Source organism: Mesorhizobium sp. WSM4816, from assembly GCF_055811535.1.
This window is the reverse complement of sequence record NZ_JBVVQR010000009.1, coordinates 9,880-25,081: the sequence shown is the minus strand read 5'-3', so window position 1 is coordinate 25,081 and position 15,202 is coordinate 9,880. Positions and strand designations below refer to the sequence as shown.

The 15,202-nt window shown below is 63.6% G+C and carries 14 protein-coding genes and 1 other RNA gene; 9 read left to right on the top strand and 6 right to left on the bottom strand.

Annotation, left to right across the window (positions count from 1 at the left end):
• Window positions 1-74 precede the first annotated feature (74 nt).
• On the top strand, window positions 75-1,487 hold the full coding sequence (locus AC0L3H_RS12805) for an FAD-binding oxidoreductase (protein ID WP_473585692.1): 1,413 nt from the start codon (window positions 75-77) through the stop codon (window positions 1,485-1,487).
• Window positions 1,488-1,581: 94 nt separating this feature from the next.
• Window positions 1,582-5,604, top strand: coding sequence for an AsmA family protein (locus tag AC0L3H_RS12800; RefSeq protein WP_473585691.1), 4,023 nt, complete (start codon window positions 1,582-1,584; stop codon window positions 5,602-5,604).
• A gap of 20 nt (window positions 5,605-5,624) precedes the next feature.
• On the opposite strand, the gene AC0L3H_RS12795 is transcribed toward AC0L3H_RS12800, so the two are convergent.
• From AC0L3H_RS12795 to AC0L3H_RS12780, 4 genes are all read right to left on the bottom strand, one after another.
• A complete protein-coding gene (locus tag AC0L3H_RS12795) occupies window positions 5,625-5,852 on the bottom strand; it encodes a ribbon-helix-helix domain-containing protein (protein ID WP_023798778.1) in 228 nt (75 codons plus the stop codon).
• Between the two features lie 20 nt (window positions 5,853-5,872).
• On the bottom strand, window positions 5,873-6,118 hold the full coding sequence (locus AC0L3H_RS12790; protein ID WP_128167101.1) for a DUF4169 family protein: 246 nt from the start codon (window positions 6,116-6,118) through the stop codon (window positions 5,873-5,875).
• Between the two features lie 18 nt (window positions 6,119-6,136).
• Window positions 6,137-6,670 carry an SspB family protein gene (locus AC0L3H_RS12785; RefSeq protein ID WP_473585690.1) on the bottom strand — a complete coding sequence of 178 codons (534 nt, stop codon included), beginning with the start codon at window positions 6,668-6,670 and terminating at the stop codon, window positions 6,137-6,139.
• A 118-nt stretch (window positions 6,671-6,788) separates the two neighbouring features.
• Window positions 6,789-7,478, bottom strand: a complete 690-nt coding sequence (locus AC0L3H_RS12780; protein ID WP_473585689.1) for a TetR/AcrR family transcriptional regulator — start codon at window positions 7,476-7,478, stop codon at window positions 6,789-6,791.
• Window positions 7,479-7,630: 152 nt separating this feature from the next.
• Here AC0L3H_RS12780 and AC0L3H_RS12775 point away from each other — a divergent pair, with 152 nt between their 5' ends.
• A complete protein-coding gene (locus tag AC0L3H_RS12775) occupies window positions 7,631-8,836 on the top strand; it encodes a multidrug effflux MFS transporter (protein ID WP_473509077.1) in 1,206 nt (401 codons plus the stop codon).
• A gap of 147 nt (window positions 8,837-8,983) precedes the next feature.
• Here the strand turns inward: AC0L3H_RS12775 and ssrA are convergent.
• Window positions 8,984-9,340: a transfer-messenger RNA gene (gene ssrA / locus AC0L3H_RS12770) on the bottom strand.
• A gap of 171 nt (window positions 9,341-9,511) precedes the next feature.
• On the opposite strand from ssrA, the gene AC0L3H_RS12765 reads away from it, so the two are divergent.
• The 6 genes from AC0L3H_RS12765 to AC0L3H_RS12740 all read left to right on the top strand — a co-directional run bounded on the left by AC0L3H_RS12765 (window position 9,512) and on the right by AC0L3H_RS12740 (window position 14,070).
• The gene (locus AC0L3H_RS12765; protein ID WP_473585688.1) at window positions 9,512-9,823 is read left to right on the top strand and encodes a DUF2853 family protein; all 312 of its coding nucleotides are present in this window, start codon (window positions 9,512-9,514) and stop codon (window positions 9,821-9,823) included.
• 199 nt (window positions 9,824-10,022) lie between these two features.
• Complete coding sequence (locus tag AC0L3H_RS12760) at window positions 10,023-10,817, top strand: thymidylate synthase (RefSeq protein WP_473585687.1); 795 nt, start codon at window positions 10,023-10,025, stop codon at window positions 10,815-10,817.
• A 202-nt stretch (window positions 10,818-11,019) separates the two neighbouring features.
• Window positions 11,020-11,814, top strand: coding sequence for a molybdate ABC transporter substrate-binding protein (gene modA, locus AC0L3H_RS12755; RefSeq protein WP_473585686.1), 795 nt, complete (start codon window positions 11,020-11,022; stop codon window positions 11,812-11,814).
• A 13-nt stretch (window positions 11,815-11,827) separates the two neighbouring features.
• Complete coding sequence (gene modB / locus AC0L3H_RS12750; RefSeq protein WP_027153742.1) at window positions 11,828-12,532, top strand: molybdate ABC transporter permease subunit; 705 nt, start codon at window positions 11,828-11,830, stop codon at window positions 12,530-12,532.
• Complete coding sequence (gene modC / locus AC0L3H_RS12745) at window positions 12,529-13,641, top strand: molybdenum ABC transporter ATP-binding protein (protein ID WP_473585685.1); 1,113 nt, start codon at window positions 12,529-12,531, stop codon at window positions 13,639-13,641. Before modB ends, modC begins: the two co-directional genes overlap by 4 nt.
• Before the next feature lie 87 nt (window positions 13,642-13,728).
• Complete coding sequence (locus tag AC0L3H_RS12740; RefSeq protein ID WP_023798788.1) at window positions 13,729-14,070, top strand: winged helix-turn-helix domain-containing protein; 342 nt, start codon at window positions 13,729-13,731, stop codon at window positions 14,068-14,070.
• A gap of 71 nt (window positions 14,071-14,141) precedes the next feature.
• Here the strand turns inward: AC0L3H_RS12740 and cobF are convergent, their stop codons facing one another.
• Complete coding sequence (cobF, locus tag AC0L3H_RS12735) at window positions 14,142-14,915, bottom strand: precorrin-6A synthase (deacetylating) (RefSeq protein ID WP_473585684.1); 774 nt, start codon at window positions 14,913-14,915, stop codon at window positions 14,142-14,144.
• Between the last annotated feature and the right edge of the window lie 287 nt (window positions 14,916-15,202).

Here is a 15,202-nt window from a genome sequence, read left to right as displayed (position 1 = left end):
ATTTTCGGGCCGATGCAATAGGCAACCATAAGTCCATAACAAGGGTGGACGCTGGTCCATTCGCGGAGGAATAGATGGCTCTGAGCGACCTCAATCCGGTCGAGCGCAACGAAGAAGGCATTGCCGCGGTGCTCGGCATCCTCAAGCAGCGGCTCGGCGAGCGGTTCCAGACCGGCCAGGCGATCCGCGCCCAGCACGCGCATACCACCACCTACATTCCGACCCAAGCGCCGGATGGCGTGGCATTTCCGGAGACGACGGCGGAAGTGCAGGAGATCGTGTCGGCCTGCGCCGCGCACCGCGTGCCGGTGATCGCCTTCGGCGTCGGCTCCTCGCTGGAGGGCCACACCAACGCGCCGGGCGGCGGCATTTCTGTCGATACGTCGCGGATGAACCGCATCCTAGCGGTCAACCCGCAGGATCTCGATTGCACGGTTGAGCCCGGTGTGACGCGCGAGGATCTCAACCGGCACCTGCGCGACACCGGCCTGTTCTTTCCGATCGATCCGGGCGCCAATGCATCGCTCGGCGGCATGGCGGCGACGCGGGCGTCGGGCACCAATGCGGTGCGTTACGGCACGATGCGCGAGAATGTATTGTCGCTGACGGCGGTGATGGCCGACGGCGAGACGGTGACGACCGGCAAGCGCGCAAAAAAGAGCTCGGCCGGCTACGATCTGACGCGGCTCCTGATCGGCTCCGAAGGCACGCTCGGCATCATCACCCAGCTGACGCTTAAGCTGCAGGGCATTCCGCAGGCGATTTCCGGCGGCGTCTGTCCGTTTCCAAGCGTCGAGGCGGCCTGCAACGCGGTGATCGCGACAATCCAGATGGGCATTCCGGTGGCGCGCATCGAACTGGTCAATGCGCTGCAGATGCGGGCGATGAAGAGCTATTCGAAACTTGACTATCCCGAAAGCCCGTGCCTGTTCGTCGAATTCCATGGCAGCGATGCCGGCGTTGCCGAGCAGGCCGAAACCTTCGGCACGATCGCCGAAGACTATGGCGGCGGACCATTCCTGTGGACCAGCGTCGCCGAGGAGCGGACGAAGCTGTGGAAGGCCAGGCACGACGCCTATTGGTCGTCGCTGACGCTGCGGCCGGGCGCCAAGGGGCTGTCGACCGACGTCTGCGTGCCGATCTCGCGCTTTGCCGAATGCGTCACGCAAACCGAGGCCGACATCGCCGAGATGGGGCTGATCGCGCCGATTGTCGGCCATGCCGGTGATGGCAATTTCCACGTGCTGGTGCTGATGGACGCGGACGATCCGAAGGAAATCGAGCGGACGGAGGAGTTTGTCGCGCGGCTGAACATGCGGGCGATCGGCATGGATGGAACCTGCACCGGCGAGCACGGCATCGGACAAGGCAAGATCGGCTTCCTGCGCCATGAACTCGGCCACAGCGTCGACATCATGCGCACGATCAAGCAGGCGCTCGATCCGCAGAACATTATGAACCCTGGGAAGATACTGCCGGCCGACTAAAGTCTTTTGCTTTTGGGGCGATCGATTTGCCTCTTTATCGACACGCTGATGCGGGTAGAGTGCGGCTGATTTTCAATCAACTGCTTGGGGGTTGATGCTCGCACGCTTGTTCGTGATCTTCGGTGGCTTTTTCGTGCTGGTGCTGTGTGCGGCGCTGGTGGTGCCGTATTTTATCGACTGGACGGGCTACCGGGCCGATTTCGAGCGCGAGGCGAGCGCCATTCTGGGCCGCAAGGTCACCGTTCAGGGCGATGCAACGGCGAAATTGCTGCCGTTTCCCTCGGTGACCTTCTCGAATGTCACTGTCGCCGGCGGCCCCGGCGGCCGGCCGGCAATGACCGTCGAGACCTTTTCGATGGATGCCGAACTGGCGCCCTTCCTGAGCGGCGAGGTGCTGATCTTCGACATGCGGCTGGTGCGGCCGAAGGCGACGATCGACATTGCCGCCGACGGCACGGTCGACTGGGCGATACGCCCGTCCTCGCCCTACGATCCCAGCCAGATCTCGATCGAGAAGCTGACGGTGACCGACGGAGAGATCGCGCTGCGCCATGCCGCCGGCGGCCGCAGCCATCGTCTTTCCGAGATCAATTCGACAATCTCTGCCAGATCGCTGGCCGGACCCTGGCGGATGGATGGTTCGCTGCGGCTCGACGGCCTGCGCAGCATGGTCGTCGTCTCCACCGGCAAGGCCAGTGGCGACGGACAATTGCGGCTCAGGCTCAAGGCCGACCCAGACGCCTATCCGCTGGTCATCGAAGCGGATGGCAATGCCGGCATTGTCGACGGGGCCGCGATCTATTCGGGCCAGTTCAGGGTCACAAGCTCTGACAGGAATGGCGCCGACAAGCGTTTGCCACAGCTTGACGACACCGACGGTGAGAAGGCCAACGCCGGCAAGCCGGAACCGGGGTTCAGGCTGAACGGCAAGTTCTCGCTCGACCACCGGAAGCTTGGCGTCGACGAATTCCGCTTCGAGACCGGGCCACTCGACAATCCCTACACCGCCGACGGCAAGGCTGCCGTCGACCTTGGGCCGAACCCTCGCTTTTCAATCGAGGCCGATGGCGCTCAGGTGCAGTTCGATGAAGCCGTCGGCGCCGCGACCGGACTGACGCTGTCCGAGCGCGTCGCGGCGTTGGAGCAGGCGCTGCTCGCCCTGCCCAAGCCGACCATACCGGGCACCGTCGAGGTGAAGCTGCCGGCGGTGGTGGCCGGCGACACGACGGTTCGTGACGTGCGCCTTTCGGCCGAGCCGGCCGATGCCGGCTGGTCGGTGAAGTCGCTGGGCGCGACGCTCCCGGGCCGCGCCAGGCTGGAAGCAAACGGCATGCTCAGTCTCGAGGATCAGTTCGGCTTCAGCGGTTCGCTGCTTCTGGCCGTGGGGCAGCCTTCCGGCTTCGCCGCTTGGCTGTCGAAGGATGTCGACGAGGCGATCCGCCGGCTTCCGGCCGCCGGCTTCAAGGCCAGGGTCGACCTGTCCGGGAACCGCCAGGCCTTCAGCGACCTCGAACTCGTTCTCGGCAAGGCGAAATTTTCCGGCCGCATCGATTCCAGCCAGGGCGACGACGCCAGGCCGTCGGTGCTGATGCGGCTCGACGGCGGCGAGCTCGACGTCGACGGGCTCGCCGCCTTCGCCTCGATCTTCATCAGCGACAAGGGCGCCAACCGATTTTCCGACCGCGACCTCGATTTCCAGATCAAGGCCGGGCCGGTCAGCGCCGGCGGACTGACCGCCGATACGGTCGATACGGCGCTCAGGCTGCGCGACGGGCTGCTTGAAATCGACCGGCTCTCGGTCGGCGGACTTGCCGGCGCCTCGATCAGCGCCACCGGCCGGATCAAGGATTTCCCAGCGAGCCCGACCGGCAAGCTCGATGCCTCGGTGGTCGCCGTCGATCTCAAGCCGTTGGTCGATGTCGCGGCGAAGCACTATCCCGACAATGCCGTGCTGAAAGGGCTGGCGGGGCGTGTCGCCGCCTATCCCGAGCTGTTGCAGAATGCGCGCATCGATCTGGTGACAAGTGCCGCCGCCAATGGCGACGGCACGACGGGACTGGCGATCAGCGCGCAAGGCAGGGCAGGCGGCTCGGCGTTTTCAGCATCGCTGTCCGGCAAAGGACTGGCCGATCGGCTTCTCGAGGCGCCGGTGTCGGTGACCCTCAACGCCAGGAATACCGACGCCACCGCGCTTCTGGCGCTTTACGGCCTGCCGGCGCTGCCGCTCGGCATGCTTGGCGAGGCGACCACTGATGTTTCGGCGAAAGGCACGCTTGGCGGCGGCATGGCGACGAGCTTCAACCTGACCGGCGACGATTTCAAAGCCGGTTTCGACGGGACGATCGCCAGCGCGCCACAAGGCGCCACCGCCAAGGGCAAGATCAGCCTGGAAGCCGCCGACATCGAGCCGTGGCTGATGACGACAGGCATCGGACTGCCGGGCCTGGGGACAGGCATGTCGACTTGGCTTGCGGCCGACGCCGACTTCGGCAACGGCCGTCTGGTGCTGTCCAGCCTCAGCGGCGCCATCAACGAGGCTGCGGTTTCCGGTGATCTCAATGTCGGCGTCACCGACGGGCTGCCGCATCTTGCCGGCGCGCTGGCGCTCGATGATCTGGATCTCGACCCGATGGCGGTGGCACTGTTTGGCGACCAGGCCTTTCTGGGCTCCGGCAAGGCTTGGCCGGCCGCCCCATTCAGCCAGAAACCCATCCTGCCGTTCACCGCTGAACTCGAGTTGACCACGGCGTCGCTGGTCGCCGGCCCGTTGGCCACGGCCTATGACGCGGCGCTTTCGCTGAAGCTCGACCACGAAGGCATCCGCGTTTCCGACCTCAAGGCAAAGTTCGCCGGCGGCGCGCTTTCCGGACTGTTCGAGCTGAAGAACAATGACGGCACCGGGTTTTTCTCCGGCCAGCTGAAACTTGCCGGCGCCGATCTGGCCACAGTGCTGCCCGAGACTGGCATCAGCGGAACCGGCGATTTCTCGGCGGCGCTCTCGACCAGTGGCAAATCGGTCGATGCGATGGTTGCGGCGCTGTCCGGTTCCGGCACGGCGGCGCTGAAAGGTTTGACCATTGCCGGCGTCAATCCCGACGCCTTTGGCGCCGTCATCGCCAAGGCTGACGCCATTGGGCGTGATATCGACGCGGCCAAGACCGCCGGCTTCGCGCCGCAGATCGCCGCGGATGGCAGTTTTCCGGCTGGGGATGCCGACATCGCCTTCACAATCGCCGGTGGCACGCTGAGGGCGCCGCCGGTCAATCTTGAAAATCCGGCGGCGACGCTGTCGGCCGACATCGCGGCGGACCTGAAGGCCAGCATGGTCGCTGCCATTGGTTCGATCACTTATCGGCCGGGCGACGAAGCGCTGGTCGGCTCCGATCCGACCGTGAATTTCAGCGTCGACGGGCCGTTCGGCGCCGCGAAGCGGCGATTCGACAGTGAGCCGCTGGCGCAGTTCCTGACCCAGCGCGCGCTGGAAAAGGAGCAGCAGCGGGTCGAGGCGATGCAGGCGGCGCTGCTTGAAAAACAGCGGTTGCGGCGCGAGGTGCGTTACTACGCGGCCGTGCAAGCCGAGCGCGACAGGGCAGCCGAAGAATTGCGCAGGCAGCAGGAGGCGGCGCGGCTGAAAGCCGAGGCGGATGCCAGGGCGAAAGCCGAAGCCGAGGCAAGAGCTCAAGCCAATGCGGAGGCGAAGGCCAAGGCGGATGCGCAGGCGAGGGCTGAAGCCGAGGCTAAAGCCGAAGCCGAGGCGCAGGCGAAGGCTGAAGAGGAGGTTAAAGCCAAGGCTGAAGCCGAGGCCAAGGCTAAGGCGGATGCCGAAGCGAGAGCCAGGGCGGCGCAAAAAGCGGCGGACGAGGCGGCGAAGGCCGAGGAACAGCGACGTCGGAAAGCGGAAGAGGCGAGGCGGGCGGAAGAGGCGAGGCGGATCGCTGCGGAACAAAAGGCAAGGCTCGACGCCGAGCGCAGGGCTGCCGCCGAACAGGCGCAGAAGATCGAGCGGGCGCGTCAGCCGCCGGCCAATGACAACCCGCCGCCATCAGGACCCGCGCCAAAACCCACGCTTGAACCTTCGTCGATCGACAATCTGCTGAAGTCGCTGGGCGGCGGATAGCCCCTAGCTAACCATCCGGGCTAGACCGGTTTCATCCCTCGCTTCGCCCAATCCAGGACGTAGAGCCTGAGCGCCGAGGACAGGTTGGCATCGCGCGGCCGGGCCTCGTCGATTTCGGCGACGAGGGCTGCGAGAGTCAGTTTGCGCGCGGCGGCGATGGCGACGAGATCGTCGAAAAACGGCTTTTCGAGCGAATAGCTGGTGCGATGGCCGCGAATGGTCACCGAGCGTTTCTCGACCGGGCTCACCGGACCTGACTCATTTCACTTCAGGCATCGGACTTGTCCGAAAACCCTGCCGCATTTTTCGGTCTGACTTCAGGGCAATCCGCATCGCCCGAGGTTTCGCGGCGATGGCCGGCGACAAATCGTTCTGCCTTGTCGGCGATCGAACGGTCACGCTCCCGGTCGGCCTTGGAGCGGCCGTGCAGCGCCCGGTTCTGTTCGGCCAGGCGCTCCTGCTCGGCTCGTGCCTTCTGCTTGCGGGCCTGGCGGAGGTTGACGATGTCGGCCATGTCGCGCGGCCCGTCGGATCACTTCTTGCGGAAGGCGTCGAGCGACACCACTTCGGCGCCCTTGGCGGCGGCGTCGGCTGCCGCCGGCTTCGTTTCGGCCTCAGCGTTCTTCTTCTTCTCGGGCTTTTTCTCGGCGACGACGGCCAGCGGTTCGGAAGCGGGCTTGCCGGTCAATTCCCCTTCTGCCGAGGTTTCCGTCTTCACGTCGAATTCGAGCTCGAAATTGACGGACGGGTCGTAAAAGCCGCGCACGGCCGAGAACGGGATTTCCAGCTTTTCCGGCACGTCGGAGAAAGACAGCCCGACCTCGAAGCCGGTGTCGGTCACCTTCAGGTCCCAATACTGGAACTGGATGACGATGGTCATCTGTTCGGGATAGCGCTCCCGCAAGCGGGAAGACACGCGCACGCCGGGGGCGCCGGTCAGGAAAGTGATGAAGAAATGATGGTTGCCGGGGAGGCCGGTGCGCGCGACTTCGGCCAGGACCTTGCGCATGACGCCGCGCAGTGCCTCCTGGGCCAGAATGTCGTAGCGAATGTGGTCGTCGGCCATGTCGCTGTCGGGTTCCGTTGAATCGTCCGCATAGCTGTAATCAAGCTTGAGCGCGGCGTAAACCGGATATAGATGCCGGCAGCACAGATGCGAGAGGGCATGCCTCAGATTTTATCGCTCAGGCGCCAGCGAGCGCGCTGTGCTTTTGCGCATCGGCCGCCGGCTGCCGCTTGGCGAAGGCGCGCAGGAAGGTGCGCACGCCATGTGTCGCGGATTGCAGCACTTCATCATCGGTCGGCGTGCCGCCGAGCATGAAGGTCGTCTGCAATTCGGCATTGGCGAGGGCCTGGAACTGGCGCGCCGCGACATCGGGGTCCTCGATGTCGAGGAAACCGGCATGGGCGAGGCGGGCGAAACGGCCGGCGATCGCCGGCCATGTCCTGCCCGGTCCCAGTTCGCGCCATTCGGCAAACAGCTCGGGATAGCGCTCGCCCTCGGTCTGGATCAGCTTGCGCAGGAACTTTCCGTCGCGGCTGCAGATACAGTTGCGGGTCATGCGCACGGCGAAGGCGATCAGATCGGCCTCGAGATCCTTCGGCTGGTCGGGAAAGGTTGAAATGGTGGCGAAGATGCCGGCATTGCAGCGCTCGGTGAGGTCGCGGACGATGGCGACGAAGAGTTTCTCCTTGTCGCCATGGTGATTGTAGATCGTCTGGCGCGACACACCGGCCTCGGCGGCAATCATGTCGATATTGGCGCCGGCGAAGCTTTCGCGGCAGAACACCTCGCCGGCAGCGTCCATGATCGAGGCGCGCTTTGCCTCATGGCCGCGTGGCGGGATGCTGTCAGGAGAAACGTCGTGCTTCATGAAAACTATATAGAGGTGATTGACGAATTAGACAAGAGTGTCTAAATTTATGGACTTAGATTTAGAGGAATTCCCCTGCAGGAATTCCATGGGATGGGACGTCCCAGGATTACACGCCGGTCGGCAAACCAGATTGAAAGAAGCCCGCTATCATGAATCCCCAATTCCTCCGCATCGCGGTTGTGCTCGGCCTGTTGTCGGCCATCGGTCCGTTCGCCATCGACATGTATCTTCCCGCACTGCCTTCGATCGGCGCAGATCTGCAGGCCAGCACCGCAGCCGTGCAGATGAGCTTGCTGATCTTCTTTCTGTCCATGGGTTTTGGCCAGATCGTCGTCGGACCGATCTCCGACATGGTCGGGCGCAAGCTGCCGCTCTATGGCGGCCTCGCCCTGTTCATGGTCGGCGGCATCGGCTCGGCGCTGGCGCCCTCGGTCGAATGGCTGATCGCCTTCCGTTTCCTGCAAGGGCTCGGCGCCAGTGCAGGCATGGCGGTGCCGCGCGCCATCGTGCGTGACCTGCACACCGGCACCGAAGCTGCCAAGCTGATGTCGCTCCTGATGCTGGTGTTTTCGGTGTCGCCGATCCTGGCGCCGCTGACCGGCAGCGTCATTATCGAGAATTTCGGCTGGCGTGCCGTGTTCTGGACGGTGACCGGTGGGGCGGTGCTCGCCACCATCCTGCTGGCGACCTCGCTGAAGGAGACGCGGCCGGTCGAGGCGCGTGCAGGCAGTTCGTTCGGCACCGCGCTGTCGGCCTATCGCTTCCTGATCGGCGACCGCAACTTCCTTGGCCTGGCGGCCATCGGCGGCTTCGGGCTGGCGAGCTTCTTCGTCTATCTGTCGAGCTCCTCCTTCATCCTGATAGAACATTACGGGCTGTCGCCGTCGGTCTACAGCGTGTTCTTCTCGATCAACGCGGTCGCCTTCATCGGCATGTCGCAATTGACGGGAACGCTGTCCGAAAGGTTCGGGCTGAGGCCGGTGGTGCGGGTCGCGGTGGCCGGCTATGCGACGACGATGGTGGTGCTGTTCGCGGTGATGGCGTCCGGCGTCGATCGGCTCGACGTCATGGCGGCGCTGCTGTTCGTCGGCTACGGGTTCCTCGGCCTGGTGATCCCTGCGACTTCGGTGCTCGCCATGGAGGAGCATGGCGCGATCGCCGGCACGGCCTCGGCATTGATGGGCACCCTGCACTTCGCCATCGGCGCGGTCGCCATGGGCATCGCCGGGGTGTTCTTCGACGGCACGCCGCTGCCTATGGTGGCCGGCATCATGCTTTGCGCGGTGATCTCGTTCACGCTGGCCAAGGTGACGCTCGGCCGCGGACGGCAGGTTGTCGAAGCGCCGGCAGAATAGATGCTTTCCAGTGAGAGCAATGAAAAAAGCCGGGTCAGTCCGGCCTTTTTCACGTCTGGGCGCGCCGGCGCGGCCAGCAAGCCTGCTGCCGTCACAGTATCGAGGTGAGATGGGGATCGGAGGGAAAGTTGGAATCGAAGCACGAGAAGTGGAGGTTTCTGTTGCCAGGTACCTCCGAACCCCGCCTAGAAGTGCGAACCACTAGGGCTTGATTTGAAGCTATCGCACCGCTTACGCGGCGAGACGTGCTTCCGCATAGTTGTCGTTGGCAACTATAAGTTCAGCCCGATAACGGTGGTACAATGCCGGGCAAAAGTACGATCTTTACACCTTCGTCGATCCTATTTCGCCCCCAGCAAAAGCCGCTCTTCGCAGAGCGGTTTTTGGTGGAGGCGCCGGGTACCGCCCCCGGGTCCGAACGGCTTATTTCATCGCCTGTTTATCGCCATAGTCGGTCGAGCCGACGATACAGATATAGGGACCGATCGTGAAAAATGAAAGGCCTCAATGATGCTTTGTCCGCTGTCTCAAACAGCATCGCCAAAGGCTTGACTTGTCAACGCTCTCAACCGAAGCTTTGCGGCGGTGAGGAGTTACCGACTAGCGCACATTTTGCGGCAGCGCGCCACAACCCTCATCGACTGGATCCCGTGGCGCCGACGAGGGGAAAATTCGATGGCCGATTATCTCGCAGACGTGAAGAAGTACGACGCCGCGGCGGATGCCGACGCGGTCGCCAAGATCGTGAAGCATTTGGGCATTGCGCTCAGGAATCGTGATTCCTCGCTGGTCTCCTGCACGGATCCCGACGAACTCGGTCGCGTCAAGGCCAGCTGGGTTGCCAAAAAGCTCGGCGTCGACGACGGCAGCAAGACGGACGCGGCCATCGAAAAGACCTGCAAGGCGATGGAGGCCGATAACACCAAGAGCCGGGTGACCTTTTATTACCTGGTCGCCAAGGAGCTGGGCAAGCTCGCCAGCCTCTGAGGATCGCATGTCAATTTGCGGATGCTGACGCGGGCAGCTCTTTCTCCCCGTCACTATACGGGGAGAAATGCCCGGCAGGGCAATGAGGGGCGGCGCAAACGACCGGTAAGAGAAAGCGACTCTGGTGCCGTTTTGACATATTCGGCCGGCAGCCAGTCGGTTATGATTGCCTAACCCGAATCGAGCCCCCGAATCGCCGATGCGCCAATATCTCGACCTGTTGAAGCACGTGCTGGAAAACGGCGCCGATCGCGGTGACCGCACCGGCACCGGAACGCGCTCGGTGTTCGGCTACCAGATGCGCTTCGACCTCGCGCGCGGCTTCCCGGTCACCACCACCAAGAAGCTTCACCTGAAGTCGATCGTGCATGAACTTCTGTGGTTCCTGGCCGGCGACACCAATATCAAATATCTCAACGACCACGGCGTCTCGATCTGGGACGAATGGGCCGACGAGAATGGCGATCTCGGCCCGGTCTACGGCAAGCAATGGCGCTCCTGGCCGGACGGCCATGGCGGCGCCATCGACCAGATTGCCAATCTCTTGAGGGAGATACGCAAGAATCCTAATTCCAGACGGCTGATCGTTTCGGCGTGGAACCCGGCCGAAGTGGAAGCCATGGCGCTGCCGCCCTGTCATTGCCTGTTCCAGTTCTATGTCTCGGAAGGCAGGCTCTCCTGCCAGCTCTACCAGCGTTCCGCCGATATCTTCCTCGGCGTGCCGTTCAACATTGCTTCCTATGCGCTGCTCACCATGATGGTGGCGCAGGTGACGGGGCTGAAGCCCGGCGATTTCGTCCATACGCTGGGCGATGCGCATCTTTATGCAAACCATTTCGAGCAGGCGCGCGAACAGTTGCAGCGCACGCCCAAGGCGTTGCCGACGCTATGGATCAATCCGGAGGTGAAGGACCTTTTTGCCTTCCACTTCGAAGATTTCCGGCTGGAAAACTACCTCGCCGATGCGACGATCAAGGCGCCCATCGCGGTGTGAGCCGCAACATCGGGCTTCTTGCTTTGTCTCAAATTGCTTGCCGGTGCTGTGTCGTCCGCCCGCGAGCGGTGGCGGTGCCATGCAATGCCGTCGGCGGGCCATTGGGCCAAAGTCTGGCAAAAAAACTTCCCTTGTTATATTCAGGTGGATATATCGACTGGCAGGGTCGCGCCGATCGGATTTCAAGCCCCGGGAGAGTTTCATGCTGGTGCGCAAGGGTTTCGGATTGAAGGCGGCCGCCATTGGCGGTCTTGCGATATTGATCGCCGCCATGCCGGTTGCCCATGCCGATGACAGGCTGATCGTCTTTGCCGCCGCAAGCATGAAGAACGCACTGGATGCAGTGAACACCGCCTGCGCCGCCGATGTCGGCGAGGCGGCGACCATTTCCTATGCGGCAAGCTCCGCATTGGCCAAGCAGATCGAGGGCGGCGCGCCGGCCGACGTCTTCATCTCGGCCGATCGCGACTGGATGAACTATCTGTCCGACAAGAAGCTGACCAAGCCGGGTTCCGAGGTGAAATTGCTCGGCAACCAGATCGTGCTGGTGGCGCCGAAGGATTCGACGGTCGAAACCAGGATCGAAAAGGGTTTTGATCTTGCCGGGCTGATCGGTGACGGCAGGCTTGCGATGGGCGATTTCAAGGCGGTGCCGGCCGGCAAATATGGCAAGGCGGCGCTTGAATCGCTCGGCGTCTGGTCCTCGGTCGAAGACAAGTTGGCGCAGGGCGAGAACGTGCGTGCCGCACTCAAGCTGGTCTCCACAGGTGAGGCAGCGCTCGGCATCGTCTACGCCACCGACGCGCATGCCGAGCCCGGCGTCGAGGTGATCGGCACCTTCCCGCAGGATTCGCACCCGCCGATCGTCTACCCGGTTGCCCAGATCGCGAATTCGAAGGACAAGCATGCGTCGGCATTCCTAAAGTGCCTGCAATCCGCCAAGGCAGGCGACCTCTTCAAGGCGCAAGGTTTTACGGTCCTCACGCCGAGCAACTGAGGCACGCCAAAAGATGGATTGGTTGCTGGACCTCACTCCCGACGAATGGAACGCGGTCCGGCTGTCGATCAAGGTGGCGACAGTGGCGATGGTCGCCAGCCTGCCGCCCGGCATATTGATCGCGCTTGTGCTTGCCCGTGGCCAATTCTGGGGCAAGACGCTGCTCAACGGGCTGGTGCATCTGCCGTTGATCCTGCCGCCGGTGGTTATCGGCTATCTGCTGCTGCTCTCCTTCGGCAGGCGCGGCCCGGTCGGGGCGTTTCTGGCCGAGCATTTCGGCATTGTCTTCTCCTTTCGCTGGACGGGTGCCGCATTGGCCTGCGCTGTCATGGGCTTTCCCCTGATGGTGCGGGCGATCCGGTTGTCGATCGAGGCGGTCGACCGCAGAATCGAGGCGGCGGCCGGGACGCTTGGCGCCAATCCGTTGTGGGTATTCGGGACGATCACGCTGCCGCTGATCCTGCCCGGCCTGATTACCGGCGCGATCCTGTCTTTCGCCAAGGCGATGGGCGAATTCGGCGCAACGATCACTTTCGTTTCCAACATCCCCAACCAGACACAGACGCTGCCGTCGGCGATCTACACGTTCACGCAAGTGCCGGGCGGCGATGCCGGCGCGCTCAGGCTGACGCTGATCTCGATCGTCATCTCGATGGCAGCACTTGTCGCATCGGAGGTGCTGGCGCGGCGCGTCGGCAGGCGGATGGATATCGAATGACGGTTGTGGTCGACATCAGCCATCGGCTTGGCGACTTCGAGGTCGACGCCCGCTTCGAGAGCGCCGGGCGGCTGACCGCGCTGTTCGGGCCCTCGGGCTCCGGCAAGACGACGCTGATCAACATGATTGCCGGCCTGATCCGGCCGGACAAGGGGCGGATCGAGGCCGACGGCCGCGTGCTGGTCGATACGGATGCGGGTCGGTTCGTGCCGAAGCACAAGCGCCGCATCGGCATGGTGTTCCAGGACGCGCGGCTGTTTCCGCATATGAGCGTGGCCAGCAATCTGCGCTACGGCCGCTGGTTCACGCCGACGGCCGAACGCTATGCGAACATCAATGCGGTGGTCGACCTTCTCGGCATCGGTGCTTTGCTGGACCGGCGGCCGGCAAAGCTTTCCGGCGGCGAGAAACAGCGCGTGGCGATCGGCCGGGCGCTGCTCGCCAGCCCGAAACTGTTGCTGATGGACGAGCCGCTGGCTTCGCTCGACGAGGCCCGCAAGGCAGAAATCCTGCCTTATATCGAGCGGCTGCGCGACGAGACGAAAATCCCGATCGTCTATGTCAGCCATTCGATTTCAGAGGTCGCGCGGCTGGCAAGCAACGTCGTTGTGCTGGCGCAAGGCAAAGTCGCTGCTTGCGGCCCGACCGGGGCGATCATGCAGCGGCTCGACCTGTTGCCGGCGGAGGAGCGCGGCGAGGGCGGCGCCGTGCTGGATACCGCGGTGCTGCGCCACGACAATGTCTTTGGCATGACCGTGCTCGGCTCGGTGGCGGGCGAGATCTGCGTGCCGCTTCTGGCGGTGCCGGTCGGTGCGCCGATGCGCATTCGCATCCGTGCCCGCGATGTGATGATCGCCACCGAACAGCCGACGGGTCTCAGCGCGCTCAACATCTTGCAGGGCATGATCGTGACGATGGCGCCGGGCGAGGGTCCCGCAGTCGAGATCGGCATCGACTGCCATGGCGCAACCGTGCTTGCCCGGATCACCGAGCAATCGCGACAGGCGCTGAAACTCCGGCTTGGTCGAGAGGTCTTCGCGGTGGTCAAGACGGTTAGCTTCGACCCGGCGAACCTGAGCGCCGGCCTGCCAGTCGAGGCGGATGGATGACCCGCGGATGATCGTCGCTATATCATTTTGGAATAGCGGTAGCGCCGGAGAGCTTCTAGGATGGATGGCGGGACTGTGGAGGAGAGAATGCCGTCGCTGAGCTTGCGGATAAACCTCGATCCAGAAGGGCGCATCGGGCCGGGCAAGATCGAGCTTCTGGAGCAGATCGCCGCTTTCGGCTCGATCTCGGCGGCGGCGCGCGGCATGGAAATGTCCTACAAACACGCATGGGATCTGGTCGAGGACATGAACCGGGTGTTCGGCAAGCCGCTGGTCGCGGCGCAGACCGGTGGCAAAAAGGGCGGCGGCGCCCAGTTGACGCCGGCGGGGCTTGCGGTGGTCAGCCGCTTTCGCGCCATCGAACGGGCTGCGGCTTCCGCGGCGGCGGCGCATCTGGAAGCTTTACAGGCGGAGATCGATGCCGGGTGAGGCGGTGGAACCTGTATCGGCGGAGCCTACTCCTCGCCGGGTGAGGTTGGTGGAACCTGTATCGGCGGAGCCTACTCCTCCGGCTCGCCGGGCTTGCGCAGCAGATAAGTGTCCATGATCCAGCCTTTTTTCCGACGCGCCTCGTCGCGGGTCCTGACGATCTCGTCGCCGACGTCGCCAAGGCGGCCGGAAATGAGGATCTCGTCGGGCGTGCCGAGATAAGCGCCCCAGTGGATAAGGAGGTCGTTGTCGTCCAGCGTGTTGAAGGCGCATTTGCCGTCCAGCATGACGACGGTGCTGCCGGCATTGTCGGGCAAACCTTCCTCGGTGAGCCGGCGGCCGGTGGTGATCTGAACCGCATCGCCGATGCGGTTCAGCGCCATCTTGTGGCTGGCGGCGAGCGCCTGGACGGCAGTGATGCCGGGGATCACCTCGAGCTCGAACGCGACATTGCCGCTCATGTGCACCCGCTCCAGGATGCGTAGCGCGCTGTCGTAGAGCGAGGGATCGCCCCAGATCAGGAACGCACCGCAGCCATCTTGCGAAAGCTCGTCGCGGATCAGGCTTTCATAGATCGCGGCGATCGCCTCGTGCCAGTCATCGACGGCCGAGCGATAGGAGGGCGCTGGCTCCGCCCGCACCGGCACGTCGAATTCGACCCGGCGCGAGTCTGGATTGGTGACGAATCGATCGCAGATCTGGCGGCGCAGTTCTGCGAGATCGTTCTTTTTTGCGCCCTTGTCGGGAATGAACAGCACGTCGGCGCGGTTCAAGCCGTCGACCGCCTGCACGGTCATGTGGTCGGGATTGCCGGCGCCGATGCCGATGACGAGAAGCTTGCGCATGGGCGATCTCCTGCCCGATCGGAACGTCGCTGTCCAGACTGGCCCGGCAGGTCGGCATGGCATGTGGGCAAGCGCGGAAGGGCTTTGAAACTCCACATTGAAACGTCTAGAGCGACGCGCGTCCACTTGGACGCGCAAAGTACGCTCTAGCAGCTTTAATCGTCGCATCGTGCTTTCCGAAAATCGATTCCGATTTTCGCGCCGATGCGATAGAGCGACGCGCGTCCACTTGGACGCGCAAAGTACGCTCTAGCAGCTTTAATCGTCGCATCGTGCTTTCCGAAAAT